Source organism: Paenibacillus sp. P36 (assembly GCF_045866505.1).
Classification (GTDB): Bacteria; Bacillota; Bacilli; order Paenibacillales; family NBRC-103111; genus Paenibacillus_E; species Paenibacillus_E chondroitinus.
The window spans coordinates 850,001-875,108 of sequence record NZ_AP038372.1 but is presented as its reverse complement, the minus strand read 5'-3'; the positions used below and the strand labels follow the sequence as shown (position 1 = coordinate 875,108).

The following is a 25,108-nucleotide window of genomic DNA, read 5'->3' as shown; positions in this document are numbered from 1 at the left end:
TCATTTGATTATTTCCTGGCCGACGGCCAGAGCAGCCGATTCCTTGCGCTGCGTGATGTGGGGAAACACGTTCACTCTCATCCAAATGTTACTCATAATCAGCAGTCCAGCTGCACACAGAAAGATCATCGGCAAGCCAAAGTTCGATGCGATGGCACCCATACCGAGTGAGCCTGCCAAGCCGCCAAGCAGCACTGCGCAGTTGACATAACTGTATGTGCGGCTCTCCATGCCTGCCGGCGCATACTGCCGAATCAGCACATTCATCGATGGCATCATGCCGCCAATGCAAGCGCCGGTGCAAAACCTTAAGACAATTAACTGCCACAACTGGTGGACAAATGCCTGCGGGATCGAAAACACAATCGCGCCAAGTACCGCATAGACAAAAATGCGATGCGAACCGTATTTGTCACCGAGCTTGCCCAGATACGGAGCTGTAATCATATTGGCTATCCCCATAGATGCCGAGGTGATCCCTGCCAGAACGACCAGATTATCGGATCCGGCCGCCAAATGCTGTACATATAGCGGAATGAGCGGCAGGGTGCCGATCATTGCCGCCCTTAATATTGCGGAGGAGACGAAAAGCGAGGCAATTGGCTTTCTAGCCACAATGAGTTTAAAATCCTGAATCAGATCCGTTTTCTTTTCCGTTTTCACTTTCTTCTCGAACTTTTCCTTAACGCCGAAAATAACGATCAGGGCGGCTACAAAAATGCTGATGCCGGTATAAAAAAATACCTCTCTCAGGCCAAAATGGTCGGCCATCAAGCCCCCCAGCAGCGGCCCGCAAATCGTTCCGGCTACCGCCCCAGAGTGTAAAATACCCAGCGCATACCCGCTGCGCTCTTTCGGCGTATTCGTGGCGGTAAGGGCGATGGCCGCCGGGCCAAACCCGGAAAGCACGCCGTTGACGAGACGCAGCAGCAGCAAATGCACCGGGCTGGTGGCAACGCCCATCAAGGTAATCGTGATCGCCATGCCGATACCGGATCGGACGAGCATCACTTTGCGCCCATAGCGGTCAGCCAGCTTTCCCCAGATCGGGGAGAACAGAAAGGCTGTCAGCAGATTCGCTCCGTAGATCATGCCGGACCAGAAAAGCACCTTTTTCGGATCCGTAAGTCCAAGTTCTTGTAAGTACAGCGGTAAAAAGGGGGTAATGCTGCTCGTTGAGGCCATAGCCAGAAATTGACCGACGTATAAAATGTAAAGATTCCGTTTCCACTTCTCCACAGTTACACCTTCATCGGATTTGGGATGTCGACAAACAGCGGTTTTTCTCCCCTAGATAAAAAGCAGCTTGTAAAGTTGGCTTTCGCAGGCAAGCTTTGGCTATGCAGCAAATCGTCAAGATAAGGAAGCATCCTTTCGTCCGCTCTCGAACGCTCTTGTTGGAGCACGTCCTGGACGATGCGCCAGTACGGTTCTTCAGCTTCACGGCTATAGGCCGCAATCGTATGGACTAGTGAACCTAAGTGATTCACGAAGAAATAATATTTTGTTCTCATCCAAGCTTCAAACTCTTCGTAGAGCACAGGACTGTTCTCTGCCAGTAGCGTTTGAGTCCAGCCAGCTTCTACTGCCTTACGGCGGTCGATGCTTACGCCTTCGAGATCGCGGACATAGAAACAATCGGGCATGCCATTCTTCAAAGACACAAGCGAGTTCTGCAAATGAGCCTCAAAGGAAATACCCTGCTCGGATAGAAGACGCAGCAGCGATACCATCGAGATTCGCAAGTATGCAGCCAACCACTCCCGCAAGTCAGGCAGTATTCCTTGCCCGCTTTGTCTAATTGCCTGGATCAGTTTAGGCTCCGTTTGCCCTGGCAAGCTTTCTAACACCGAAGCCAGCACGTACGTGAATGGGTTAGGAAGCTTCATTGGACGGTAAATGACCGTGAAGCAGGCTGACCATTCCTCTGGCATCTCCGTCAACCGAACGCTGCTGTAACCCGTTTCGGAAAGAATCTGAAAATGATCATTGTTGCACGCATCCTTAAGATGATGCAGCACGCGTGCCGCATCCATCGTCCGTTCTGCTTGCTCCTGTGTATTCTCGCGCAGCAGATTCGTGATGCGAACATGCAGCGGCAGCTTGAAGCCGTAGCCTCCGGCCGGTTCCCACACTGTTCTTACCGATGAAGTCGGATATACGACAGGACCGCATAAACCAAGGCTGATGATATCCGATTTCTTCATCCTTTCCTGAATTTGCGGCTGGCGCAGGACATGAACCGCCTGCCAAGGATGCATAGGCAGCAATTTGTAGTTTCCTGCTGCATCACCTAACTGCTGACGCGCATGCAAGGTAGCGAAAGGCCGAAGCGCCACGGCTTCTTCTCCATCCAGCCACTCTTCATGCACCAGCTCCTTGCGGACTGCAAAATAATGCAGTTGAAAGGAAGCGCCCATCTCAGGGCTGTAAGCGGCAAGCTCACTAAAGTCAAAACCTTCGGTGCTTTTCGGATAAGGATGGAACGAATGACCGATATAGAGCGACTGCTCCGAGCGGACATATTCCGGCTTCCAGGCGAGTTCCGCCTGGGTTTGATTAAGGAAATGCTCCATATACAGGCTCATTTTCCGGTAGCTATTGTCGATTCGGGATCTAACCCGCTGTTCGTCATTAAGACCATTTTCAGCCTTATCACTTTTTCCCAGCTCTGCGAGCAGCAGCGTAAGCAACCGCTCCATGTTCAGCTCACGAAATACACCACCGGATATGGCTTCATAAAAGAACGATCCGTACGTATGCTGGCCAATAGCCGAGTAATACGTTATGGCCCCGGTGATCGTTTTGCCGATCATGGGAAGATGAAGCATAAACGGATCGCCTTGCTTAGGAAAAGAATCAATAAAATATCGTAATCCGGGGATGGCTGCCCTAGGGTCACTTTCCCCGGTTTCTCTCAAATAACTGTTTAGCAATGCGCGTATGGTCGCCATTTCCGCCAGCTCCGTACTTTTCGTGGCTGCGTCCGTTTGCTGTTGTAACATCCGTGGTCGATCTCTCCTCTCTCTGCCGCTCCGCTCACGCATCCAAAGCAGCGCAGGCCGCATGTACAGCTTCACTGAACAGACGCGAAATTTCATCCAATTGCTGCTGCGTGACGATGAGCGGTGGCAAGAAGCGCATGACGGAAGAATGTCTGCCTCCGACTTCCAGGATTAGCCCCCTGTTGAAGCACTCCTGCTGTATCCTTCTAGCCAACTCGGGATACTGGGGATAATGGCCAAGCCGGTCCAACGCTGCTTTCGCGTTGACGATTTCTACGCCGACCATTAAGCCTCTTCCACGCACATCTCCGATGCAGTTCACATCAAGTTTCAGCTCATTTAAATGATTGCGCAGATGTTGACCGAGTTTCTCTACTTTGCTTGGTACATCATGCTCCTTAATGAACTTCAGTGTAGCCAGACCTGCCGCCATGGCCATCTGATTGCCCCGGAACGTGCCAATATGCGCACCTGGCTTCCATACATCCAATTTGCTGTTATAAATGACGACTGAAAGCGGCAAGCTTCCGCCAATCGCTTTGGACAGCACCAGCACATCCGGAATGATGCCGGCATGCTCGAAAGCAAACAGCTTACCGGTCCGGCCAAGCCCTGTTTGCACCTCATCAATAATGAGTGGAATATTCCGCTCTTGCGTAATTCTCCGCATTTCGCGAAGCCATTCCACAGGTGCAGGGATAGACCCGCCTTCGCCTTGCACGACTTCAAAAATCATGCCGGCTGGAGAAACAATGCCGCTTTCGGGATCGTCGAGTAAATTTTCGATATAACGGGAGGAAAGCTCATGCGTTTGTTCTCCGCCGACGCCAAATGGGCAGCGATAGGCATAGGGGTATGGCATGAAGTGTACGTCCGGAATCAGACCGTTCACCTTTTCTTTTTGTCCAAGCGTTCCGCTAAGGCTCATAGCCGCATGGGTTGATCCGTGGTATCCGCCTTGGAAGGACAGGATGCTGCGGTTGCCCGTAGCCGTTTTGACAAGCTTGATCGCCGCTTCGATGGCGTCTCCGCCTGTCGGACCGCAGAACTGGAAGCGTGCGTTCTTGGCGAATTCCTCCGGCAAGCTGGCAAACAACTCATCCACGAATTGCTCCTTCAGCGGAGTCGTCAAATCCAGCGTGTGCAGCGGTCGCTTGCTTTCCAGCATTTGCTTGATCGCGTCAACGACCACAGGATGATTGTGACCGAGCGCAAGCGTCCCGGCTCCTGCAAGGCAATCGTAATACACCTTGCCGTCCATATCTTTTACGTAAATTCCCTCCGCTTCTTGTATCGCAATCGGAAGCCTTCTAGGATACGATCTCGCATTGGATTCCCGCTGCGATTGGCTTTCGAGATAGCGCGTATTTTGGGACTGTTCCGTGACAGTAAGATTAACCATTATTGCTTCACTCCTTCAGATCTTGTTTATTTGATATTGTCTTTCTGATAATGATAATCATTATCAGTTAACATCATCAGCATACCAAACAAGTCCGAATACCGTAAATTCTCCAATCAGATAATATCACTACTCCGATTGAAGCATTACCTTACTCTCACTGCCCCCATATTGCAGTATTTTCTTCACCGTATAAATAAAATCTGCGCCCGAAACATCGATATTGAGCACTTTTTTCATATTCTGAATATGTTTCTTGACGGTATTCACACTCACATAAAGCTCTTCTGCAATTCGTTTGATTGAATAATGATTGCAGAGCATCTCGGCAATTTGCCGCTGCCTCTCACTTAAGCTATCCATTTTCCCGCTTTGCAGATCATCCCCATCATTCTCACCACTCGCCACCGCTGGCGAAGAAAGCCGATCTTCCAGATCGGCTCCCCCATATTCAATCGTGACTTTCACCGATTCATTTATTTTGAGCCGCATCACCTGATCAACGACAATTTGATGCAAATCGATCAGCTTCGCACGCGCCAATTCATCCTCCGCACTGGAATCGATCGTCAAACGCACTTTGGTTAAGGTCATATTCTCTTCTCCATCCGTATATAGTAGGTGACTCTCACACTAGCATCTCTATACCGTCAGCAAATTTTCTTGCAGGAAAGCTTCTGCTATCTCATCCAAGATAAGATCGATGGCAATAGGACCGTAATAACCGATCCACATTGTTGTATTAACCGAGTACACTTGATTGGCTTGCACAGCTCTTAGACGCTGCCACTCTTCGGATTTCTGATATTCACTAATCAGTTCTTTGTTGGAATCGTCAGTTAAAACTAGTAAGCGATCTACATGTTGAAGCGACTCTAAGGAAATCCACTTGCTGGAACTCTCCTTATCCTTAGCGCAATCCGGGGCTTGAATCCCTAGATCTCCATACAGGATATCTGCTGTGCGATGTGCAATCGTATGAAGCCGAATCTGATGATCGCGCGGCCTGATCAGAGCAACAGTCTCGCCGCCCAACTTGCTTGCCAGCGCAGCTTGCAGAGTTGCGATCTTATGCTCATAGGAGACCAATACGTCAGGCACCTCTTGCTCTTTGTCCAAAATTTGCGCGAATGTTTGAAGCGTGGAACGCCAATCCGCATTCCGATCCAGCAGCAGCGTCGGCGCGATCTGAGCAAGCTCATCATATTTATGTGCCTGAAACTCCGTGCAAATAATAAGATCGGGCTCTGCCAGCTTAATCGCTTCGAGATCAGGCTTCTCTTTAGTCCCCATCAATTGGATGCCACTCAGCTGATGTGAGAGATAGGCAGGAAATTCCGAAACATCCGATGTAGCAATCACCGTGCCAACGGGCTGTTTACCAAGCGTCAACAGCTGGTCGATATATTGTGCATCAAGTACAACAATATTCTCAGGTATTTTGTCCAGAGGCAGTTCGCCTTTAAGATGTGTGATCGTTCGAGTTGTATGTACAGCAGTTATAGCAGTCGACTCTGACGTCCCTCCGACTACTGCCGAAGATTGTACCAAAGCTCTTTTCGTATAAGCTGAACTCCCGTCTGCCTGAGCACTTACAGCGGCTGGTCCTGAACATACACTAAGGAGCAAGGCAAGCGTCAGCATGAAGCCAACGGCAATAGAAGACTTTGGACTTGAGTCGGCATAGGCTGCCATACCTCTACCCAAATCTTGATAATGATATTCATCCTCACCTAACCCACTATACTTTTGCAATTTACTGGGAACAATGGGCAATCGCGACAAAACCAATGGATTTTGACGACCGAAATCAGCCTGACCCGACTTCTCCCTAAATCGGCCTGGTGAGACGCCAACATGCTTTTTAAATATTCGGCTAAAATAGTAACTGTCCGTATATCCAACGTCCTCTGCGATTTCGGTAATCGGTACGTCCGTGTGTTGCAGAAGCGATTTCGCTTTCCCCAGCCGGACCTGCATCAAATATTCCATCGGCCCCATGCTTACCTTCGCTTTGAATAGCCGCTGCAGTTGTCGTCCGTTGCAGTCTAGCAGCTCCGCCAATCCCTGCAGTGTAATTTGCTCCGCATAACGTTCCTGCATATAGCGAATTGCTTGGCCGACAGGCTCTGGGCTTGTCATTTCGCCGCCCTGCTCCTGCAACTGCTGCAGCATCACATAGACAAACTGATGGAATAACGCTTTGACGTGGAACTTTTCCAATGCGCCAAGCTGTGTCCATTGTTGGTGCATTTCTTCCATCTGCAGAAACAAGGAGAGCGAACGTTGCGGCATAAATCCAAACTGCCATTTAAATGGATTATTTTTCTCCTGCAGCCGCAGCAGATCTTTCCTGGCAGGAAGCGCCAGAACGGCTTTATAGAACACCATAAAATACTCAAAAGTTTCCATAACATTGACAATATCAAGAAAAGTGCCTTTGCCCGCATGACAAACATGACATTTATCCGCTGAATACACCGTATGATCAAGCAGCAACTGTGCTCTCCCCCGAGATGCATACAGAAATACACTCGCTGGAAGCTGATAACCATGTATACTTTCACCTGGCTGCAAAATCGTACGACGCACGTCCAACACTTTCAGCGCCGCATGATTCCAAAGCAAGATTTGCTCCTGAAAAGACAATATTCGTTCACCTCCTGGTATTTGTTGGGTGATTACCTATTCACTAGCTTTATTATATTGATACTGATAATCAATATCAATTGTTTTATCTAAAAAACCCTTAATATCCATTCCTCTCCAATCCAAAAAAGAAAAAGACCTCCCCCAAGTCATCGAATGACCGAAGTAGTGCCTTTTTTCAGCTATAATACTATCCAATTAACGGAGCTGCTTGCCCCAATGTGCCCTCTACCTCGTTTCCTTCTTTGCGCCAATACTCAATTCCGCCTAACATTTCCTTCACTCTAAATCCCAGTCCAGATAAACGGGCTGCGCCTTTCGTACCTCCATTGCATGCTGGGCCCCAGCAGTAGACAACAATCACTTGGTCTTTGGAAAATGCAGCCGTCGTCTCTTCATTGATCTGGTTGGACGGCACATTAATTGCACCGGGGATATGACATTCCGTATACGCCTTATTGCTCCTCACATCAATCAGCAGGAAATCATTGACCCCATGCTGCATGTCATAGCGCACATCCGCTACATCCGTTTCGACCGCTAATTTATTCATAAAATGGCGATGCACAGCCTCCGGTGAAGCAGCAGGCGTTTCCAGGACTAGCGAAATTACAGGTTGATTGTTCATAATGAAGACCTCCATTTGAGTGTTATTTTCAATCGCTGAATGACTTGAATTGACTATAACACGTTCCTAAACCATGGAGTTATCGATAGAATTCGATACTATACTTCATTCATTTTGATAATTGGATGCACCGAGAACATCTAAGAAGCCGGTAAATGCTTTGGACTGCCATTTTTTCTTCGAATAAATAAGCTGCGTATAAAATTTAAAATCCGGATGAACAAGCGGAACCGCGGCCAGCCGACCTTTTTGAATATCCTCTGCAACAACAATGCGCGGCAATAACGCAATACCAAGACCGTACATGACGCACTGCTTGATTGCTTCCAGGTTTCCGAACTCGTAAGACAAGGAATAGGGAATTTGATTGCTTTTGAGCGTCCTAAGCAGCATGGCCCTGTACGTGCAGCCCTCTTCCGTTAAAATTAACGATTCTTTTTCCAAATCTCCGATCTGCAAACCATCGATACCGTCGGCAAATTTGTGCGAAGGACTAGCGATGATCACCAGCTCTTCCTCCCTTAAAATATGGCAATACAGCTCAGGATCGCTAAAAGGCGGATCCAAAATGATGCCCAAATCAAGGGTCCCCTCTTTGACAGCTTCAATAATAAAAGGCTCGTTACCCGGTTGAATCGTCACATTGATTTCCGGGAAATGCTGGCGGTACGTCTGAAGATGCGGCGGAAGGAAAAAAGCGGCCAACGTTTCTATCGTTCCAATGGAAAGTATCCCTTTGGACTGCCGGGAAACGACCTCTTTAGACTCCTCATGGAGCCTGTAAATGTCGTTGGCATACTGAAGTAGCGCCTCGCCGGCAAGCGTCAGCTTCATACTTCTTCCGAATCGCTCTACAAGAACGGCACCGTATGCTTCCTCCAGCTTTTGAATTTGAGTCGTAATACTCGACTGCGCATACCCGAGCACTTCCGCGGCGCGTGTGTAGCTTCCCCATTTGGCTACTTCTCGAAAGGTTTTTAAATACGTTAATTCCACTATGGATGACCTCTCTTCCTGCAAACATATTATCTACATCGTACCATAACTGGGCACTAAAAAAGCCACCGAACCTCGGCAGCCTTCATCTTCCTGATTCTATTTAAAGGTCTTTGGCAAAATGGGGTTTACTATAATGACTAACGCCCCCGGAACCAACCAACACCCTGCCGCCTTTATTGAAGGTGATTAATTTGCTCGATCCGTTATTCAGCAAAACGGTTACCTTGGCCTGATTGGCCGTCGCAATATAGATGATATACCCGCCTCTGCCTATCACCGTCCGCCAGTTTTTATCGAACTCCGATCTCGCAACCCGATTCGAATACACCTGATTTTCCATTCTAGCTGCCTGTGTCTTTTTCATGAAACCTCACCCGCTTCCTACTAGAAATACGATTCCATATATCGTATGCAAGAGTTCTAGTTTGGCATGGACAGGTTTAGCTGTGGGTGGTAAAGATTATTCCTAATGAAGAATGTGTGTAAATCATACTTAAGCGTCATTGCGATCATATTATTTTCTTGTGTAAAAACTAAAAGCTTTGGGGTGTACGTATCCGACTGACTTACAAATAAAACAACTTGCGTGACCGTTCCCTTCAGCCATGGATTGCTGATTTTCAAAGGGGGAGCAAGCTCAATTTTAATCGCTATTCCACTATCTGGTTCAATGTTCATAGAGCCTATAGGACCTTCAATTGCTGCCAGCCACTTCTCTACTTCGCTCTGCAGTTGGGCCGAGTGGGGAATAATCTTCACGACCTCACCCTTTTGAATATCAAACGCTTCTGCCCCGTCAGCAGCTGAAACTGGCAGGCAACTGGCGCTCAACAGGAGGACAACCGTCCAAATGCACATAAATATTTTCAAAATAATGACCTCACCTTGCTGCTTATTTGCAGTTAGCTTGTGCAGATCATGGAAGTTTACTACAAGTGCTCAATTAATTCCGGCAGCCTGTCCCAATGCTCAGTCAGCCACTCCATTTCCTGCAAAAACCGCGCCGGGACGCCAGTCTCCTCATAAATCTCCGTACGAAGCCACCAAATGGATTCAATTAAATACAGCATTTGAATAGCTCTCAGAAGCATTCCATTAGGTGCTTCAGCATGCTCCCGATACCCTTGTAAAAATGCATGAACCGTATCCACTCGAATCCCACCCAGCTCCCATGCGCCAGACAACACAGCTCGAGCGATATCAATTTCAGGATATGCCACATCCATCCGGTCAAAATCGACAATCGCCGCTATCCCCTCCGCATCCAGCAGCAGATTATCCGCCCATAGATCCCAGTGCAGCCAGCCGACCGCGCACTCTGAAAACTGTTTAAAATCCAGCGTCAGGATGTTCCTGATTGCCTTTTCCAGCAAAGCAGTGAGTCGCAGGTTATTGCTCTGGATCGCTTGCTCAAGGTTAGCCTGAAGCTCCTTCAGGCATGCTGCTTGATCCGGTTTCCATGCTTGTTTGGCTAGCGGAACCTGTTGAAGCAGTTGATGCATATGAGCTGTTGTTTTGCCCAAATCAACCATATGGGAATGGCTCATGCGGCCGGGAACAGGAACATTCCCCTCGACCCAGCTCATGACTACATAGTGGTGGCCAGCCAGGGTTTCTTGCATGAACACTCCCTCCGTGGAGGCATATACCTCTGGACAAGCCAAACCCGATTCATGCAGCCGCTGCTGTAAAGATAGAGTCAACTCTATCTTTTTCCTTTTCTCCGGTACATGCAGCTTATACCGATCCGGATGATAAAACTTAACGAAAACAGGACCCTGATCTGTCACCATCCGCCATTTCACATTCAACCAACCTCTATTAAGCTGGTAAGCATCCATAACGCTCCTACCAAACTTCTCATGCATATCGCTAACGATCTCTTCCAGCACCTGGTTGATCTCGACCATCGTAACTACTCCTTGTCTCTCACCGACATGTGGGAATATCCTATAGTTGGCGGTTTATGCACCAAATCCTGCAATCTCCACAAGAAGTATCTCTTTTGAGCAGTCGATGGATCGCGAGTGGGAACTACAGGCCGTTATTTGGGCAAAGTCAGCATGCTTCCCCTATAAACGGAACTACAGGACCCTATTCTCGCCCAGGGAGGCCTTTCCAGCTCAAAAACGACAAAATAGGGGACCGTAGTTCCCACCCCACAGCCAAATCGCTGGTTTCTGCCAAAATAGAAGACTGTAGTTCCCCTACCTCGCGCTCCCCTTCCCTTCGGAACGCACAAAAAGCCCCGAAAGGTCTTTCCAGACCTTCCAGGGCTATCCTACGCCTCTTCTTCCGTCTTGGCGAACTGCGTGCTGTACAGCCGCGCGTACAGCCCGTCAAGAGCCAACAGCTCGCGGTGCGTGCCCCGCTCCACGACGCTGCCCGCTTCGATCACCAGAATGTGATCGGCGGCCAGCACCGTGGAGAGCCGGTGCGCGATCACGAGCGTCGTGCGCCCTTGCATCAGCTCCTCGAGCGCCGCCTGCACATAGGACTCGGATTCCGAGTCCAGGTGCGACGTCGCCTCATCGAGGATGAGGATGCGCGGGCGCTTCAGGATCGCGCGAGCAATCGCGATCCGTTGGCGCTCGCCGCCGGAGAGCCGGTGCCCGCGCTCTCCGACCATCGTGTCGTACCCTTCGGGGAGCGACACGATGAAATCGTGGATGTAGGCCTGGCGGCACGCGGCCTCCATCTCCTCACGCGTAGCGTCCTCTCGCGCGAAGCGCAGGTTGTCGCCAATCGTCGCGTGGAACAGAAACGATTCCTGCGTCACGTACGCGATTTGCGCGCGCAGCGAGGCAAGCCCTACGCCGCGGACGTTCACGCCGTCGACCTCGACGATCCCCTCCGTCGGGTCGTACAGCCGCGCGATCATGCCGATCAGCGTCGATTTGCCGGCGCCGCTCGGCCCGACGAGCGCGATCATCTCGCCCGGCTGCGCCTCGAACGTGACGTCGCGCAGCGCGTACTGCCCTGGCTTATAAGCGAAGGAAACCTGCTTATAAGCCACTCGCCCCGCCACCTGGCTCAGCGGCCGCGCATCAGGAGCATCCATGACATCGGGTACCATGTCCTGGTATTCAAAAATCCGCTGAAATACGCCCAGCGCCGTCCCAACTTCCACTTGTAGGTTCAACAGTGTGCCTACAGGCATATACAATCGGCCGAGATAGGCCGAGAAAGCAACAATGGCCCCAAGTGACATGGTGCCGGAAATAACCGAATACCCGCCATACAAGTAAATAATGGCTGTCCCAAGAGGCCCGAGCGTACTCGTCGCCATCCCGAACCATCGGCCGACCAGATTGAGCCGCAGCTCCAGATCCATCACCTTCTGGTTCATCGCCTTGAATTCAGCCTCCTGCTGACGCTCCCTGCCGAAAATACGGGTCAACAAAGCACCGGAGATGCCGAAGTTTTCACTCAGCTGCGAGGTAATATCAGACCTCACCTTTTGCGTTTCGATGCGAAGCGCCTTGCGCAGCTTGGAAACCTTTTTAACCGGCATCATGAAAAGAGGAAGAATCAGCACAGCGATAATAGCCAATTTCCAGTCCAGGGCAAACAAAATCCCAATCGTTGTCGCAACAATGACAAGCTGGGTGATGGAAGACACCACAAGCGAGGTCACCACCCCTTGAACAGCCTGCACATCCCCCGTAATCCGCTGCACGATTTCACCCGATCTGGCATCCGTGTAGAACGCCATGGACTGGCGCTGCAAATTTTGAAACAAAGACAGCCCCAAATCCCGGATTACCCCTTGCGTTACTTTGGTATTGAGATGATTTTGCCATACGCCCAGCACACCGCTCACGACTGGAAGCAGCAGCATGAGCATTGCCATCTCGGCCAGCAGCTTCATACTTCCTTGCGGAATCGCCTGGTCAATGATCTCCTTCATGACCAAAGGCGGGATTAATCCGACCACAGCTGCAAGCAGCGCCAATCCGATAATGCCTAACAGTTGTCCCCAGTATCCTCGGAACAAGGTCAGAATTCTTTTAACCGACACATCCTTCAATTTCGCTTTAGGCCGGTCCCTATCGGATAGACGCCTCATATCGCCTGGTGCCATTTTCGTCCCTCCATTCTTTTACTTAAACTGTTTATGCAATGGGAAATGCATGCCGAATCGCTTCCACGACTTCATCCGCCATATTCATAACCCTGTAAAGCGACGTCGTTTGTAAAATGTTATACTGCCTAGGGCCATCCACATTGACAATAGCGGCAATTGTATAATCGCCGACCTGCGGTAAATCTTTGCCAACCGACTTCCCTGGCGCCAAGGGCTGATTCGATACTTGGTACATGCCCACCGACAGCTTTTGACCCAAACAAGCATCTATCGCAATAACGACACGGCCCTGCGGGATTTCCTGCAGACGAGCCGCGATATTACTGGCATCGCAAGGTGCTTCCAACGTCCCTATAACATGGGGATATCCAAATTGAACGAGCTTGCTGCCTACTAACGGCCCCAAAGCATCGCCGCTTGATCGATCCGTCCCGATACATACAAAAAAGAGCGCGCTTGGCTCCAACTCAGATGATTTTCCAATGGTTGCAAGAAAGGAAGCCAACTGCTCACCATTCATTTTTTTCCAAAATTGCTCCCGTTTGTCTACCGTTTCCCCCATCGATCATTACCTCCTCTTACAAGCTTCCAGCAAAAATTTCCCCCTACCAAGGATGAATGATATAATGCGATCAACTTCTATTCTTCCATAAGGAGGTATCCTGTGTCCACTCTCGGCATCATCGCTCTTCTGACCCTCCTGTATTGGTTATACGTCACTGTGGATGTGTTAAAAGGTTTGCCCAACCTGCGAACGCTGCCTAAGTCTCCGCTCACTTCTTTCTCGGACAAGCCACCGCTCGTATCCGTCATCATCGCCGCCAAAGAAGAGGAATCGACAATCCGCGAAACCGTCAAGCATCTCCTTTCCCAAAATTACCCGCGCCTCGAGATCATTGCCGTGAATGATCGATCCCGGGATGCTACTGGTGTCCGGTTGGAGGAGCTGCACAAGTGGTCGGAAGGTAAGCAGGACATCCGTACCAAACTGCAAATCATTCACATCACACATCTTCCAGATGGTTGGCTTGGCAAAAACCATGCGCTATACCAAGGGTATCTTCAGGCCAGAGGGCAGTATTTGCTTTTTACAGATGCGGATATTCTGTTTGCTCCCGGTACGATCACCGACGCGGTCACCTATATGAAGGAACAGGATGTGCACCATCTCACCCTGACCCCCAATATGTTTGCGCGAGGCGCTTTACTCAAGGGATTCGTTCATTTCTTTCTGTTCTCATTTTCTTTGTTCGTTCGACCTTGGCGTGCAAATATCGACAACGCGAAAGGAACAGGCATCGGGATCGGAGCCTTTAATATGGTAAGCCGGAGCGCCTATGAAGCGATTGGTATGCATAAAGCGATCGCTTTACGACCTGACGATGATCTACAGTTAGGCATCTTCCTCAAAAGAGCAGGTTACCGCCAAAGAGTGCTGTCTGCCAAACACCTGCTTCAAGTGGAATGGTACCGTTCGCTCAAAGATGCGGTAATTGGACTGGAAAAAAACCTTTTTTCCGGCTTTCGTTACAGCTACATGGTCGCATTGCTCGCTTGTTTGGGACAGATCGGCTTTTTTATATGCCCGTGGCTTGGCCTCCTCTTCCTCTGGGATTGGCGCGGAGCCGTCTATGCGGTTGCTGTTATCCTGCAAATCTGGCTCTATCGCAAGCTAGTGTCCCGATTAATGAGCCTCAGAGGTGATTCCGCCTATCTGCTTCCCGTCAGCGCTTCACTGCTTGTCTATACTATGATTCGCTCCGTTTGGCTTACTTGGAAACAAGGCGGCATTTACTGGAGAGGTACTTTTTATTCGCTTCGTGAACTTAAAAAGAGTAGAAGTTAGCTTTGAACAATTGGACAAACGCCAAATAAGCGTTACTCGACAGAGCAAAGCTTACCCTCACGGTTTGTGGCATCCTCTTATCGTTCTAGTGAACACGATTCATCCGTACAACTCTATAGTACAAATGGCTGCTCGGCTCTTGTTCCACTTCCAAATACCCCTCTGCATGCACATAATCTCCCGTAATAAATGTGGAGGCATCTAACGAATTGGAGTGTGTAAGGAACAGGAGCGCGGCTTTATCGTTCCCTACGACGAAACCCGTTTGTTCTTTAATTTGAAATTTATCTAAAATGGTGCCATGATGCGATCTTGCAATATGGTGGAACTTCCAGGAATCATTTTCCTTAATGAGAAAATACAAGACGCGATTCTTGTGATTGTTGCTAAACTCCCTCGTAACACCAACCATACAGATTTTTTCACCAAGACTCAGATACTCATCGATTACATAAGATTTCAAGCGCAATCTCAGAACATTCTTATGCTGAATATAGGCTTCCATTTCTTCAACTGTTCGCTGATCTTTCGGATCCTGCTTCGTTGCGTAAAATACTTCTTTGATAAACGTATCCGTTTGCAGGCTTCTAGCCCCTTTGAAATGATTGTATGTACGGAAAAACTGCTGAATAACTTCCCTGATCTCATCTGGCATTGCAGGTCCCTTATCCACGGTATACATGCTATCTGCTACACTCGAATGTCTCTTTTTATGAAACCAACTCTTCCAGACACTTAATTGCATGCGCTCGTGTTCACCTGCTCTTTCTTTCTTCCAAACATTTCTTCATTATAGGCTAAAAACCATAAAATTTCGATAAAAATCGCATGATTCTGCGAACGAAAAAAAACACCTGCCTTCTATGCCTTTCATTCGAAAGATCATAGAAACAAGTGTTCGATAGTCCTATCCTTACAGAACTCTTCTCGCTCCGACATACCTTGCGCTCCAATAAGCGCTCGAAAGGCTATCCACAGCCACGCCTCTGGATGTTGTCGCTGAAATGAATTGATCATTGCCGAGATAAATGCCTACGTGATTCACTGTTTTCGAAGCAAAAAATACCAAGTCTCCGGCTTTCAAATCTGAAACTTTCGTACCTGCTTCACTGTGCATCTCCGCTGACGTACGGGGCAAATCGATCCCTTTCGCTTGATACAGGAATCGCACAAAACCGGAGCAATCAAAACCACTCGGCGTCGTTCCACCCCATACATAACGCACGCCCATATAGGAGTTCGCCGCCTGAATAATTTGCTCACTCACAGACGGAACAACGGCAGCGGCTGCCACCTTAGGTGCAGGTGCTGGAGCTGGTGGTGGTGGTGGTGGCGCGATCCAGGCTGGCTTGTGCGATTTTCCATCCACATCCACAATCGCGATCTGATTGGCTTCGTTCCATTCAATTGGCGAACCGAAGGTTTCCGTGATGAAACGCAGTGGGACATATGTATTCCCTTGGAACACGGTTGGACTGCTTTCCAAACTGATCTTCTTACTGTTCACAAGCGCTTGTTGCTGCTCTGTAATGAGTAAGATGGATTGCTGCTTGTTAACCAGTGTGACCTCGATTTGATCCTCTTGCTTCTCCCAGCTCACCTGATAGCCCAGCTTCTCAGATAACACTCGGAGTGGAACTTGCATGATGCCCTTGTCATCAATATAAGGCTGAACTTCCGGAAACTTCAGCAGCTCATCATTGACTTGCACCTTGACAGGGCGGTCCGTAGGCGCGGATGCAGCCTGAGCGGAGTGTGCTGTAAACATCGGTACTGCGGCGCATAATAGTGCGCATGAACAAATAAGACGTGAAGAAAAAGATTTCAAAACCTTGCCTCCTTGACGCCTCCGAGGTTAGTTGACGGGTTCGGGAAGAGGTTTTCCCTAGTACGCTCAGCTAGCAGCGCTCATTCACCCCAAATAAAGAAGTCCCCCGTACCAGAGCTTGCGATGCTCCAAGATTCGGCATTTTTTGTCTATGTTAGACTAGCATAGTTTAATTGGTAGGTACAACCTTTGCAAAACGGTAAGTTTTACCAATGTATTTTGTCGCATATTGCGTACGGAATACTAGGGATAATGGGCAAAAAAAACCACCCTAGAGGGTGGTTTTTCCTGCGATTAGGTGTAGCCAATTACGGATAGCGCACGATCGCTGACTGTGTTCAAAGTTGCTAACTCTGAGGCGGTTAATGATAATGAGGCCGCTTTGATATTATTTTCAAGATGATGCTCATCCTGTGTCCCTATAATAGCCGAAGTAAGTGCTTCCTGGTGCAGCAGCCAAGCAATTGCGATCTGTGTCACGTTAGTGTCCTTGGCATCCGCCATTTCTTTCATGACAGCTAAAAGCTCCTTCTCCGCCTCCAGATGCTCCGGTAGGAACAGCCTTCTCTCCTTGCGGAAGTCTCCCTCTTTCAATGCCTTTCCATGAAGGTGGAAAGCGCCTGTCAGAATCCCCTTGGCGATTGAGCTGTAGCTCATCACACCAATGTTGTGTTCCTGGCAGAATGGCAAAATCTCTGGCTCGATAGCTCTGTGCAGCAAACTGTATTCCGGCTGAATCACATCGATTTGCGCGTAATTTACGGCTTCTTTCAGCTGCTCCAAAGAAAAATTCGAAACGCCGATAGCCCGAATCAAGCCTTCTTCTTTCAGCTTCACAAATTCACCAAGCGTATCCTGCACAGGTATCTCAAAACTTGGCCAGTGAATGTAATAAACATCTATGTAATCAGTCTTCAAACGGTTCAAACTGTTTTCTGCCGATCTTCTTACATCTTGAGGAGCTAGATTGCTTCGGCTCACCTTCGTCGTAATGATGCATTGCTTACGTATATCCGCCAAAGCAGCGCCGACGATCTCTTCCGAGTGTCCATTGCCGTAGCCTTCAGCTGTATCAAACGTTGTGATGCCCAGCTCGAACGCTTTACGGATGAGCTCGATATTATTTTGGTCGTTCGTGAACTCCCAAGGACCTCCTCCAAGCTCCCAACAGCCAAAAGTTATGTTTGAGATGTCAAAACCTGCATGTCCTAGCTTTTTCGCCTTCATAGTCGCCGACCTCATTTCATTGATATCGTCCCACGATAATGCACACGTTAACAAAACAAGTATACCGCTTTCATTTACTTTTGCCAAGAAATATGCGGGCTCGGGTATCGGGTGAGGATGGTCTCCATAGCTGTACCATGTCTTTTCTGTACGTTAACGGAACTACTGGCATCTATTTAGCTCGAAAACGGTGCATTCGCCCCTCCTAGGGAACTACGGTCCTCTATTTTGCCGTTTTCAGGTGATACGCCGCTTTTAGGCAGCAAATAAAGGCTTGTAGTTCCCCTAACCGGGGAATTCGGCTGATTTACTCGAAATAGCGACCTCCAGTTCCCTTCGCTTTCCGCCCTCATTGAACATGCTTCCTTCGGAAGCAATCATCGGTAGATTTGGACGCGCGTCCTACTCGGGCTTACTCAAGCTGCCTTCACGGACGGTCGAACCCTTTGTGGGTTCTCTTCCCTTACCCGTGCAAAAGAAAAAGCCACCCGAAGGTGGCTCTTTCTTTTCTTGTGAAGCGGGTGATGGGAATCGAACCCACGCTACCAGCTTGGAAGGCTGAAGTTCTACCATTGAACTACACCCGCGTAAATATCGGGATGACACGATTTGAACATGCGACCCCCTGCTCCCAAAGCAGGTGCTCTACCAAGCTGAGCTACATCCCGAAACGCTTATAACTTAATTAAAATGGCGCGCCCTGAGAGATTCGAACTCCCGACCTTTTGATTCGTAGTCAAATACTCTATCCAGCTGAGCTAAGGGCGCTTAAAATATGGAGCGGAAGACGGGGATCGAACCCGCGACCCTCGCCTTGGCAAGGCGATGCTCTACCGCTGAGCCACTTCCGCACGGTATGTGTTGCTTGTCACTTCATTTCTTTCTCAGAGGCGACAAGGAATAATATATCAGGATTTCAGAACAAATGCAAATGTTTTTTCTTACCAATCGCTTATTTTATAAAAATACCGCCAAAAGGCAGCACTTCCCTTGCAATTCGCCGCAATAAGCTATCGTTTTTCATATGCTCATCCAACTTGCGATCCGGCTTACATGGCTGCAGCAGCACATGTCCTTGCCCTGTCATCTCCCAATGATAATTCATATGCTGGCTCGCTAATGTATTACCATAAACACAAAGGCGCAATACTGCATTCCGAGGATACGCAATTAGACAATGAATATCTACATATAAAGGCTGCTTCGGATCCAAAGCCATCTGATACAAGGGCCCAGTGGTCAAAAGCCCCAGTGTTCCCGGCCCTTTGAACTGCATTTTCACGAGATCTTGCGTGATCAGTGTATTTTTAACATTTTGTAAGTGAGAAGTAAAGCTGACACCGCCGGTATAAAACAGAACATGCCGGAACTCATACAAAAGATCATCCTCATCACCAATAGGCACCACAGACATGCTGTAGCCTTCTGGCAAACCTAGCATGAGCTGAGCAGGACCATACACGCGCGACTGAATCAGACGTTTTTTGCGGTACATACTGGGTAGCTTCATCAAAGAGTCCTCTCTTTGCTCAGACTTCCCTTGAAAAGCTACGATTTGGTTCGGATGCAGCACATGAATCGACTCGTCCTTCTCGATGCGCAGTGTGGCCATTTTTGCGTGTGAGCTTGCATGTTCGAAAGTAACTTCCACGCCTCTCAGGCCTCCTATCTCATTTGACGCTTCTGCCTCCGCCAGACCACATACCGGAACACCCGTCCAAGTACAAAATACAACACTACAAGCACAACCACCGCGATAACCATATTCGTTATCTTCCGACTCCGGTTTTCTTTATCTATTGCAACCTGCTCCATGGCCTTTAAGCGCTCTTGCAGTCGTTCATTTTCTTTCTGAAGCGCTTCGTTTTGTTGAAGGAGCTTTTCCTCGGTTTCCTGCGAATGCCGGATCGTTTCCGAGAGCTTGTCCTTTTGCTCCTCTAATTGCTGTTTCGTTGCCTCGTAATCTTTCTGAATTTGCTCCACATTCTCAGGCAGTTGATAGATATCTTTCACCCTATCGAGCCAGGAGGCTTGGGCTGCAGAGGCAGGGTACATAAGCCCTATCCAAATGACTAGCACGCCGATCACGTGACCAATAACAGATATATGCCGTGTCCGCATCGCCTTCCCTCCCAACAGCTCGACATTTTCTTCTATTTTACAGCAAAAATCAACCCTTCACCACTTCTGCCGCCTTAACAGGGTAACGCAAAATCGTTCTCATTTTCAAAGGATCAATCTTCCTCGGGTCAGATAAATAGATTTCATGATGGAGGCCGCTAATGCTTAAATGGCTTGTCTCCATAAATTCGTACATTTGAGTTAGCGTTTCAGGCTCGGAAGCATACGGACCCATATGCAGCATCTGGACACAGCTTCCTTCATGCAAGGTTTCAAATACAATATCTGAAAGCAAATCCAGCTCCTTTTTCTTGCCTAAAGCTTTAACTCGGGCTTCCTCTACCTTCTCTGCTGTAACATAATCGGGCATCCTAATCAAAAGTTTCCAACGCCACTGCTCCCTCGGCACCTCGAGCGCGTTCCGGCTATCTCCATCCACCCACCACAAGCCCTCCAGCTTGGCCACAGTGAAGTCTTTCTCCTCCATCTTATAAATGCCCTTAATGCTGTAAGAAAGCGTGTAGAGCGCTTCAGTCGCTTGTGCGAAGACGTCTCCATTCGGGTCCCCAGTTCCTTCAATGGTCACATACCAAACAGGCCCAAATTCCATTAGCTGTGGTTTCGTCGGAGCTGTGTAATAGGATTTGTAGACTTTGGCTAAATCTAACTTTTCCATGCGGCACTTCCTTTTTTCTTTCAGTATATAAAATAAACCCTGACAGCTATACGTCAGTAAACATAGAAAAAACCTACCCTTCGCTGTAAACGGCGAAAAAGTAAGTTTCGGTCTTCATTAGTATCGTATGTAATTATTCCCCGGTTGGTGGAGTGAACGTGCGCTGTGCAAATTCCGCATCCAACATGAAGAAGGCATTGCTGTCTTTGTCGATTCGTTTCAACTTGTTAATAATGCTGTCGAACATCGCTTCTTCCTCTACCTGCTCATCGATAAACCATTTGAGGAACTGCATCGTCGCATGCTCACGATCGTTGAGAGCCAAATCAGAGAGATGGTAAATACGTCTTGTAACTTCCTGCTCATGCTTGTATGCATGCTCAAAAGCGTCGAGGATCGATTCGTACTCATTCACTGGCGTATCCATACCGGCGAAGGCAACCTTTTTCCCGCGATCATTAATAAATTTGAAAATCTTCATTGCATGAAATTTCTCTTCTTCCGCTTGAACGATAAAAAAGTTCGAGAACCCATCCAAGCTTTCTGCTGCACAATAACCGGCTATGGCCAAATAGACGTGCGCGGAGTAAAATTCATAGTTCATCTGCTCATTGAGCGCTTCCGTTAGTTCATCTTTTAACATGATGTGCTGCACATCCTTTCTGTATGGTTACTTTTTGCAAATCCCCATACATACAAGATTACCAGAACTTCATATACAAATACAAACGGAAGTCATAAATTTTACAAAGGTTATGTACTTAGGCCATTACGGTTTCAGCCCTTGATTCAGCAATAATCTGCTTGAGCTGAGCATATAGTAAGTCAGGCGAAGCCGCACAAACCAAGTTCTTTTTGCCGATCATCGCGATGCACTCTTTCTTGCAATGCTTACAGTTTCCCAGGCAATCCTTCTTCTTTTGCTTCAATTTGGGGTATTCATTTTTCAACGACTTATATATTTGTTTGGATCCGAATTTCTCATTTCTGCAGCAGTATTTAATCGTTTTCATGTCATAACCTCCACCGCTCATATCTACCGCCTATACCCTGATATTAGTGATAATAATAATCAATGTCAACAGAAATTTGAGAAATGGATGTACAAAAAAAAGAGCTTCCTTAGCTCCTATAAAAGGAATTAAGAAAGCTCTTGGTGATGCGGTCAAGAGGACTCGAACCTCCACGGGGGGTTAGCCCACACGGACCTGAACCGTGCGCGTCTGCCAATTCCGCCATGACCGCATAAAATAAAAAAAAACTGAGTCATGTAGGATTCGAACCTACGACACCCTGATTAAAAGTCAGGTGCTCTACCAACTGAGCTAATGACTCAAACTTCATAAAAAATGGCGGAGCCGACGGGATTCGAACCCGCGGTCTCCTGCGTGACAGGCAGGCATGTTAGGCCTCTACACCACGGCTCCACACTAGAATATAACACCTCATCAAGAGGTTGGTTGCGGGGGCAGGATTTGAACCTGCGGCCTTCGGGTTATGAGCCCGACGAGCTACCGAGCTGCTCCACCCCGCGTCATTAAAAAGGAAAATGGAGGCTGACGGGATCGAACCGCCGACCCTCTGCTTGTAAGGCAGATGCTCTCCCAGCTGAGCTAAGCCTCCATGGGAAATACATAATGGTGACCCGTAGGGGACTCGAACCCCTGTTACCTCCGTGAAAGGGAGGTGTCTTAACCACTTGACCAACGGGCCGCGTAAACAGGCTTTTCTTAAGTAAATCGTGCTTTAAGGTGGCGGAGAGAGAGGGATTCGAACCCTCGAGACGCTTGTGACGCCTACACGATTTCCAATCGTGCTCCTTCGGCCAGCTCGGACACCTCTCCATGAAAGCCTGGCATCGGATAAAAAAAGTGGCTCCCCGAACAGGACTCGAACCTGTGACAACTCGATTAACAGTCGAGTGCTCTACCAACTGAGCTATCAGGGAATACTGCTTGGCAACGTTCTACTCTCCCAGAACCCTGCGGTTCAAGTACCATCGACGCTGGAGGGCTTAACGGTCGTGTTCGAGATGGGAACGCGTGGGTCCCCTCCGCCATCATCACCAAACAGTCAAAGCGTGGTTTGCGCCTTGAAAACTAGATACGAAACTTGCGTAAAGAATATTTGTCATCTACGTTAGACGTAGCGACTAACTGCTTAGTCAGCTGGTTTTGGTTAAGCCCTCGACCGATTAGTATTCGTCAGCTGCATGCATTGCTGCACTTCCACCTCGAACCTATCAACCTCGTCGTCTACAAGGGGTCTTACATACTGGGAAATCTCATCTTGAGGGGGGCTTCGCGCTTAGATGCTTTCAGCGCTTATCCCCTCCGTACATAGCTACCCAGCGGTGCCTCTGGCGAGACAACTGGTACACCAGCGGTACGTCCATCCCGGTCCTCTCGTACTAAGGACAGCTCCTCTCAAATTTCCTACGCCCGCGACAGATAGGGACCGAACTGTCTCACGACGTTCTGAACCCAGCTCGCGTACCGCTTTAATGGGCGAACAGCCCAACCCTTGGGACCTACTTCAGCCCCAGGATGCGATGAGCCGACATCGAGGTGCCAAACCTCCCCGTCGATGTGGACTCTTGGGGGAGATAAGCCTGTTATCCCCAGGGTAGCTTTTATCCGTTGAGCGATGGCCCTTCCATTCGGTACCACCGGATCACTAAGTCCGACTTTCGTCCCTGCTCGACTTGTAGGTCTCGCAGTCAAGCTCCCTTATGCCTTTGCACTCTGCGAATGATTTCCAACCATTCTGAGGGAACCTTTAAACGCCTCCGTTACATTTTAGGAGGCGACCGCCCCAGTCAAACTGCCCACCTGACACTGTCCCCATACCGGATCACGGTACCAGGTTAGAACTCCGATACGATCAGGGTGGTATCCCAACGGCGCCTCCACCCAAGCTGGCGCTCAGGCTTCAAAGGCTCCCACCTATCCTGTACAGATCGTACCAAAGTCCAATATCAAGCTGCAGTAAAGCTCCATGGGGTCTTTCCGTCTTGTCGCGGGTAACCTGCATCTTCACAGGTATTAAAATTTCACCGGATCTCTCGTTGAGACAGCGCCCAAGTCGTTACGCCATTCGTGCGGGTCAGAATTTACCTGACAAGGAATTTCGCTACCTTAGGACCGTTATAGTTACGGCCGCCGTTTACTGGGGCTTCAATTCATAGCTTCGGATTGCTCCTAACCACTCCTCTTAACCTTCCAGCACCGGGCAGGCGTCAGCCCGTATACTTCGCCTTGCGGCTTCGCACAGACCTGTGTTTTTGCTAAACAGTCGCTTGGGCCTTTTCACTGCGGCCCCCTCGGGCTATTCACCCTACCGAGGCACCCCTTCTCCCGAAGTTACGGGGTCATTTTGCCGAGTTCCTTAACGAGAGTTCTTCCGCGCGCCTTAGAATTCTCTTCTCACCCACCTGTGTCGGTTTGCGGTACGGGCACCTTCGCCTGGCTAGAAGCTTTTCTTGGCAGTGTGAAATCATGACCTTCGGTACTTTAAATTTCCCTCCCCATCACAGCCCAGCCTTACGGTTAGCGGATTTGCCTACTAACCAGCCTCACTGCTTGGACGAGCATCCATCAGCTCGCGTCACTATCCTTCTGCGTCACTCCATTGCTCATAACGGCTACGGTGGTACAGGAATTTCCACCTGTTGTCCATCGACTACGCCTTTCGGCCTCGCCTTAGGTCCCGACTTACCCTGAGCGGACGAGCCTTCCTCAGGAACCCTTAGGTTTTCGGCGGATCAGATTCTCACTGATCTTTTCGTTACTTATACCGGCATTCTCACTTGTATGCGCTCCACCTGTCCTTACGGTCAGAATTCAACGTACATACAACGCTCCCCTACCCATGCATTGCTGCAAGCCATAGCTTCGGTGGCGTGTTTAGCCCCGTTACATTTTCGGCGCAGAGTCACTCGACCAGTGAGCTATTACGCACTCTTTCAATGGTGGCTGCTTCTAAGCCAACATCCTGGTTGTCTGTGCAACTCCACATCCTTTCCCACTTAACACACACTTGGGGACCTTAGCTGATGGTCTGGGCTGTTTCCCTTTTGACAATGGATCTTAGCACTCACTGTCTGACTCCCGGATTTAAGTTTGTGGCATTCAGAGTTTGACTGGACTTGGTAACCCTTGGCGGGCCCCGCACCCAATCAGTGCTTTACCTCCACAACTCCACATCCGAGGCTAGCCCTAAAGCTATTTCGGGGAGAACCAGCTATCTCCGAGTTCGATTGGAATTTCTCCGCTACCCCCACCTCATCCCCGAATTTTTCAACATTCGTGGGTTCGGGCCTCCAGTGAGTGTTACCTCACCTTCACCCTGGACAGGGGTAGATCACACGGTTTCGGGTCTACGTCCACGTACTCAAGCGCCCTATTCAGACTCGCTTTCGCTGCGGCTCCGTCTTTTCGACTTAACCTCGCACGGGAACGTAACTCGCCGGTTCATTCTACAAAAGGCACGCCATCACCCATATAGAGGGCTCTGACTTTTTGTAAGCACACGGTTTCAGGTTCTTTTTCACTCCGCTTCCGCGGTGCTTTTCACCTTTCCCTCACGGTACTGCTTCACTATCGGTCACTAGGGAGTATTTAGCCTTGGCAGATGGTCCT

General features: G+C 49.0%; 21 protein-coding genes, 12 tRNA genes, 2 rRNA genes and 1 riboswitch (1 of these 36 only partly in view). Of the genes, 1 reads left to right on the top strand and 34 read right to left on the bottom strand.

From position 1 onward, the window contains the following. From ACKTT9_RS04070 to yyaC, 12 genes are all read right to left on the bottom strand, one after another. Entirely contained in the window at positions 1–1,239 is a 1,239-nt protein-coding gene (locus ACKTT9_RS04070) for an MFS transporter (protein ID WP_407870566.1), read from the bottom strand. 2 nt (positions 1,240–1,241) lie between these two features. Continuing rightward, positions 1,242–3,005 carry an IucA/IucC family protein gene (locus ACKTT9_RS04065; RefSeq protein ID WP_407870565.1) on the bottom strand — a complete coding sequence of 588 codons (1,764 nt, stop codon included), beginning with the start codon at positions 3,003–3,005 and terminating at the stop codon, positions 1,242–1,244. A gap of 34 nt (positions 3,006–3,039) precedes the next feature. Next, positions 3,040–4,407: an aspartate aminotransferase family protein gene (locus tag ACKTT9_RS04060; protein ID WP_407870564.1), complete on the bottom strand. Its 1,368-nt coding sequence runs from the start codon at positions 4,405–4,407 to the stop codon at positions 3,040–3,042. 129 nt (positions 4,408–4,536) lie between these two features. Beyond that, entirely contained in the window at positions 4,537–5,001 is a 465-nt protein-coding gene (locus ACKTT9_RS04055) for a helix-turn-helix transcriptional regulator (RefSeq protein ID WP_407870563.1), read from the bottom strand. 48 nt (positions 5,002–5,049) lie between these two features. Further along, positions 5,050–7,056: a helix-turn-helix domain-containing protein gene (locus tag ACKTT9_RS04050; protein ID WP_407870562.1), complete on the bottom strand. Its 2,007-nt coding sequence runs from the start codon at positions 7,054–7,056 to the stop codon at positions 5,050–5,052. A 190-nt stretch (positions 7,057–7,246) separates the two neighbouring features. Next, positions 7,247–7,684, bottom strand: a complete 438-nt coding sequence (locus ACKTT9_RS04045) for a rhodanese-like domain-containing protein (RefSeq protein ID WP_407870561.1) — start codon at positions 7,682–7,684, stop codon at positions 7,247–7,249. 105 nt (positions 7,685–7,789) lie between these two features. After that, positions 7,790–8,680 carry a LysR family transcriptional regulator gene (locus ACKTT9_RS04040; RefSeq protein ID WP_407870560.1) on the bottom strand — a complete coding sequence of 297 codons (891 nt, stop codon included), beginning with the start codon at positions 8,678–8,680 and terminating at the stop codon, positions 7,790–7,792. Between the two features lie 103 nt (positions 8,681–8,783). Continuing rightward, on the bottom strand, positions 8,784–9,047 hold the full coding sequence (locus tag ACKTT9_RS04035) for a hypothetical protein (protein WP_407870559.1): 264 nt from the start codon (positions 9,045–9,047) through the stop codon (positions 8,784–8,786). A 56-nt stretch (positions 9,048–9,103) separates the two neighbouring features. Beyond that, positions 9,104–9,553: a hypothetical protein gene (locus ACKTT9_RS04030; protein WP_407870558.1), complete on the bottom strand. Its 450-nt coding sequence runs from the start codon at positions 9,551–9,553 to the stop codon at positions 9,104–9,106. Positions 9,554–9,612: 59 nt separating this feature from the next. After that, positions 9,613–10,593 carry a phosphotransferase enzyme family protein gene (locus ACKTT9_RS04025; protein ID WP_407870557.1) on the bottom strand — a complete coding sequence of 327 codons (981 nt, stop codon included), beginning with the start codon at positions 10,591–10,593 and terminating at the stop codon, positions 9,613–9,615. 371 nt (positions 10,594–10,964) lie between these two features. Then, the gene (locus ACKTT9_RS04020) at positions 10,965–12,767 is read right to left on the bottom strand and encodes an ABC transporter ATP-binding protein (protein WP_407870556.1); all 1,803 of its coding nucleotides are present in this window, start codon (positions 12,765–12,767) and stop codon (positions 10,965–10,967) included. Between the two features lie 31 nt (positions 12,768–12,798). Next, positions 12,799–13,332, bottom strand: a complete 534-nt coding sequence (yyaC, locus tag ACKTT9_RS04015; protein ID WP_407870555.1) for a spore protease YyaC — start codon at positions 13,330–13,332, stop codon at positions 12,799–12,801. A gap of 102 nt (positions 13,333–13,434) precedes the next feature. Here yyaC and ACKTT9_RS04010 point away from each other — a divergent pair, with 102 nt between their 5' ends. Then, positions 13,435–14,616, top strand: a complete 1,182-nt coding sequence (locus ACKTT9_RS04010) for a glycosyltransferase (protein WP_407870554.1) — start codon at positions 13,435–13,437, stop codon at positions 14,614–14,616. 85 nt (positions 14,617–14,701) lie between these two features. Here ACKTT9_RS04010 and ACKTT9_RS04005 read toward each other — a convergent pair whose 3' ends face one another. From ACKTT9_RS04005 to ACKTT9_RS03900, 22 genes are all read right to left on the bottom strand, one after another. Continuing rightward, positions 14,702–15,361 (bottom strand): hypothetical protein, encoded by a 660-nt coding sequence (locus tag ACKTT9_RS04005; protein ID WP_407870553.1) that lies wholly within the window; start codon positions 15,359–15,361, stop codon positions 14,702–14,704. 168 nt (positions 15,362–15,529) lie between these two features. Next, positions 15,530–16,444: an NlpC/P60 family protein gene (locus tag ACKTT9_RS04000; protein WP_407870552.1), complete on the bottom strand. Its 915-nt coding sequence runs from the start codon at positions 16,442–16,444 to the stop codon at positions 15,530–15,532. 1 nt (position 16,445) lies between these two features. Next, positions 16,446–16,595: riboswitch (cyclic di-AMP (ydaO/yuaA leader) on the bottom strand. A gap of 143 nt (positions 16,596–16,738) precedes the next feature. Continuing rightward, positions 16,739–17,671: an aldo/keto reductase gene (locus tag ACKTT9_RS03995; protein WP_407870551.1), complete on the bottom strand. Its 933-nt coding sequence runs from the start codon at positions 17,669–17,671 to the stop codon at positions 16,739–16,741. A 516-nt stretch (positions 17,672–18,187) separates the two neighbouring features. Continuing rightward, positions 18,188–18,258 (bottom strand) — tRNA-Gly (locus tag ACKTT9_RS03990). 7 nt (positions 18,259–18,265) lie between these two features. After that, positions 18,266–18,339: transfer RNA gene (locus ACKTT9_RS03985), tRNA-Pro, on the bottom strand. Between the two features lie 23 nt (positions 18,340–18,362). Then, positions 18,363–18,439, bottom strand: a tRNA-Arg gene (locus ACKTT9_RS03980). Between the two features lie 8 nt (positions 18,440–18,447). Then, positions 18,448–18,522: transfer RNA gene (locus ACKTT9_RS03975), tRNA-Gly, on the bottom strand. A 101-nt stretch (positions 18,523–18,623) separates the two neighbouring features. Further along, complete coding sequence (locus tag ACKTT9_RS03970; protein ID WP_407870550.1) at positions 18,624–19,322, bottom strand: AIM24 family protein; 699 nt, start codon at positions 19,320–19,322, stop codon at positions 18,624–18,626. A 14-nt stretch (positions 19,323–19,336) separates the two neighbouring features. Beyond that, positions 19,337–19,792 carry a hypothetical protein gene (locus ACKTT9_RS03965; RefSeq protein WP_407870549.1) on the bottom strand — a complete coding sequence of 152 codons (456 nt, stop codon included), beginning with the start codon at positions 19,790–19,792 and terminating at the stop codon, positions 19,337–19,339. A 49-nt stretch (positions 19,793–19,841) separates the two neighbouring features. Further along, positions 19,842–20,468 carry a GyrI-like domain-containing protein gene (locus ACKTT9_RS03960; RefSeq protein WP_407870548.1) on the bottom strand — a complete coding sequence of 209 codons (627 nt, stop codon included), beginning with the start codon at positions 20,466–20,468 and terminating at the stop codon, positions 19,842–19,844. Between the two features lie 133 nt (positions 20,469–20,601). After that, positions 20,602–21,111: a ferritin gene (locus tag ACKTT9_RS03955; protein WP_127458788.1), complete on the bottom strand. Its 510-nt coding sequence runs from the start codon at positions 21,109–21,111 to the stop codon at positions 20,602–20,604. Between the two features lie 118 nt (positions 21,112–21,229). Beyond that, positions 21,230–21,481 (bottom strand): DUF1450 domain-containing protein, encoded by a 252-nt coding sequence (locus tag ACKTT9_RS03950; protein WP_407870547.1) that lies wholly within the window; start codon positions 21,479–21,481, stop codon positions 21,230–21,232. A gap of 147 nt (positions 21,482–21,628) precedes the next feature. Continuing rightward, positions 21,629–21,713 (bottom strand) — tRNA-Leu (locus tag ACKTT9_RS03945). Between the two features lie 17 nt (positions 21,714–21,730). Beyond that, positions 21,731–21,803, bottom strand: a tRNA-Lys gene (locus ACKTT9_RS03940). A 15-nt stretch (positions 21,804–21,818) separates the two neighbouring features. Continuing rightward, positions 21,819–21,895: transfer RNA gene (locus ACKTT9_RS03935), tRNA-Asp, on the bottom strand. Between the two features lie 30 nt (positions 21,896–21,925). Next, a tRNA-Met gene (locus tag ACKTT9_RS03930) sits at positions 21,926–22,002 on the bottom strand. 16 nt (positions 22,003–22,018) lie between these two features. Beyond that, positions 22,019–22,091 (bottom strand) — tRNA-Val (locus ACKTT9_RS03925). A gap of 15 nt (positions 22,092–22,106) precedes the next feature. After that, positions 22,107–22,181: transfer RNA gene (locus ACKTT9_RS03920), tRNA-Glu, on the bottom strand. A 39-nt stretch (positions 22,182–22,220) separates the two neighbouring features. After that, positions 22,221–22,312: transfer RNA gene (locus tag ACKTT9_RS03915), tRNA-Ser, on the bottom strand. Positions 22,313–22,340: 28 nt separating this feature from the next. Continuing rightward, positions 22,341–22,416 (bottom strand) — tRNA-Asn (locus tag ACKTT9_RS03910). Between the two features lie 5 nt (positions 22,417–22,421). Continuing rightward, positions 22,422–22,538, bottom strand: a 5S ribosomal RNA gene (rrf, locus tag ACKTT9_RS03905). Between the two features lie 104 nt (positions 22,539–22,642). Next, positions 22,643–25,108: ribosomal RNA gene (locus tag ACKTT9_RS03900) — 23S ribosomal RNA — on the bottom strand (it continues 448 nt past the right edge of the window).

Excerpts from the sequence above, each read along its gene's own strand:
- ACKTT9_RS04065 (WP_407870565.1), bottom strand. The coding sequence starts at position 3,005 with ATGTTACAACAGCAAACGGACGCAGCCACGAAAAGTACGGAGCTGGCG.
- ACKTT9_RS04060 (WP_407870564.1), bottom strand. The coding sequence starts at position 4,407 with ATGGTTAATCTTACTGTCACGGAACAGTCCCAAAATACGCGCTATCTC.
- ACKTT9_RS04055 (WP_407870563.1), bottom strand. The coding sequence starts at position 5,001 with ATGACCTTAACCAAAGTGCGTTTGACGATCGATTCCAGTGCGGAGGAT.
- ACKTT9_RS04045 (WP_407870561.1), bottom strand. The coding sequence starts at position 7,684 with ATGAACAATCAACCTGTAATTTCGCTAGTCCTGGAAACGCCTGCTGCT.
- ACKTT9_RS04035 (WP_407870559.1), bottom strand. The coding sequence starts at position 9,047 with ATGAAAAAGACACAGGCAGCTAGAATGGAAAATCAGGTGTATTCGAAT.
- ACKTT9_RS04025 (WP_407870557.1), bottom strand. The coding sequence starts at position 10,593 with ATGGTCGAGATCAACCAGGTGCTGGAAGAGATCGTTAGCGATATGCAT.
- ACKTT9_RS04020 (WP_407870556.1), bottom strand. The coding sequence starts at position 12,767 with ATGGCACCAGGCGATATGAGGCGTCTATCCGATAGGGACCGGCCTAAA.
- yyaC (WP_407870555.1), bottom strand. The coding sequence starts at position 13,332 with ATGGGGGAAACGGTAGACAAACGGGAGCAATTTTGGAAAAAAATGAAT.
- ACKTT9_RS04005 (WP_407870553.1), bottom strand. The coding sequence starts at position 15,361 with ATGCAATTAAGTGTCTGGAAGAGTTGGTTTCATAAAAAGAGACATTCG.
- ACKTT9_RS03995 (WP_407870551.1), bottom strand. The coding sequence starts at position 17,671 with ATGAAGGCGAAAAAGCTAGGACATGCAGGTTTTGACATCTCAAACATA.
- ACKTT9_RS03965 (WP_407870549.1), bottom strand. The coding sequence starts at position 19,792 with ATGCGGACACGGCATATATCTGTTATTGGTCACGTGATCGGCGTGCTA.
- ACKTT9_RS03960 (WP_407870548.1), bottom strand. The coding sequence starts at position 20,468 with ATGGAAAAGTTAGATTTAGCCAAAGTCTACAAATCCTATTACACAGCT.
- ACKTT9_RS03955 (WP_127458788.1), bottom strand. The coding sequence starts at position 21,111 with ATGTTAAAAGATGAACTAACGGAAGCGCTCAATGAGCAGATGAACTAT.
- ACKTT9_RS03950 (WP_407870547.1), bottom strand. The coding sequence starts at position 21,481 with ATGAAAACGATTAAATACTGCTGCAGAAATGAGAAATTCGGATCCAAA.